Origin of the sequence: Streptomyces sp. NPDC046197, assembly GCF_040646295.1 — a bacterium.
In the GTDB taxonomy this organism is placed as follows: Bacteria; Actinomycetota; Actinomycetes; order Streptomycetales; family Streptomycetaceae; genus Streptomyces.
Genome location: NZ_JBEYZY010000108.1, coordinates 1 through 1,319, shown reverse-complemented (window position 1 = coordinate 1,319; position 1,319 = coordinate 1). Strand labels below are relative to the sequence as shown.

Genomic DNA, 1,319 nt, shown 5'->3' with positions numbered 1-1,319 from the left:
TCATCGGACAGCACAACTTCGATGGCACGAGGACCCCGAGACATGAAAACAGGCTACAGACTTAACCGTGCAATTTCTGGCGCATCACACTAGGGGCGCGGATCCACGACGAGAACGCCTGACAAGCGGCCATGCACCTCTTCGCTCGATGTGATCACGCGGCTGGTCCTGGTGTCGACAGCTCGGCCCGGACGGTCATGCCGATGTGTTGGGGCAGGTCGCAACGGTCACAGTGACCCTCACATGCACGGTCACCCTGTCGGACCTGCTGCTACCCGGCGTGCCGGGGGCGACGACACTCACGTCGACGGCCACGTCGGTGGTGGACCAGTACCGGCAGCCGGGGGCCTGATCCGAGATCGCTGTCCGCTTCGGCGTACGTGGCCTTGGCGAACCAGTCCTGTCCTGTCCAACGACTCCGTCCGCCTCAGACGGCGGCAGGCTTTTGCGGGCCGGGGACAGTGCGGAAGCGGAATGGTTCCGGTTCGCGGCCCGCCTGGACAAACCAGCACTGCCCTGCACCGTCGCCGGTGACGATCCGCAGCACCGTCTCCGCCACGACCTCGGCCGGGATGACGGGCAGGCCCTGCCCGGAAAGCATGTCGCGCAGCGGGTCGATGATCCGCGATTCGGCGAACCCCGGGCAGACCGCGTTGAAGCGCACATTGTCCTGCGCGAGAGCCGGCCCCAGCGAGCGTGCAAGTCCGACGACGGCGTGCTTGTTGGCCGCGTACAGCGGGTCGAGCGGTACCGCCGCCAGTCCCGCAAGGGAGGCGGTCGCCACGATCGCCCCTCCACCGCGGGCCCGCAGCGCCGGCAGCACCGCGTGGGTGCCGTAGACCACGCCGTCGAGGTTGGCGCCCATCGCCCGGCGGTAGCGCGCCGGGTCGAAGTCGTCACCGACGCCGCATCCGGTCGCCACGCCCGCGTTGAGCAACGCGATGTCGACACCGCCGTACTGCTCCTGGGCGAAGGCCACCAGCGCGCGGTTGGCATCGAGGTCGGAGACGTCACAGGCGCGGAAGGCGCCGCCGACCAGGTCGGCGACCTCGCGGCCGGCCGGGGCGTCGAGGTCCGCGACGACCACCCGCGCCCCGGCCTGCGCCAGCGCGAGTGCCATGGCCCGGCCGAGTCCACCGGCACCGCCGGTGACGATCGCCACCTTGCCCGCAAGCGCGGCGACGTCCGTCTGCCCTCTTCGAAGGGCCTCGGCGGCGGTCATGACAGCTCCAGGACGAGCTTGCCGACGTTCTCACCGCGGAAGAGCATCTGCAGCGTCTCGGGGAAGTCGTCCACGGTGCCCCTGACCACATGTTCCT

The 1,319-nt window shown here is 69.5% G+C and carries 1 protein-coding gene and 1 pseudogene; one reads left to right on the top strand and one right to left on the bottom strand.

From position 1 onward, the window contains the following. Window positions 1-208: 208 nt before the first annotated feature. Window positions 209-352: pseudogene (locus AB0A61_RS41105) on the top strand (pilus assembly protein); the annotation flags it as partial. A gap of 75 nt (window positions 353-427) precedes the next feature. On the opposite strand, the gene AB0A61_RS41100 reads toward AB0A61_RS41105, so the two are convergent. Beyond that, window positions 428-1,222, bottom strand: a complete 795-nt coding sequence (locus AB0A61_RS41100) for an SDR family NAD(P)-dependent oxidoreductase (RefSeq protein ID WP_361304747.1) — start codon at window positions 1,220-1,222, stop codon at window positions 428-430. Window positions 1,223-1,319 lie beyond the last annotated feature (97 nt).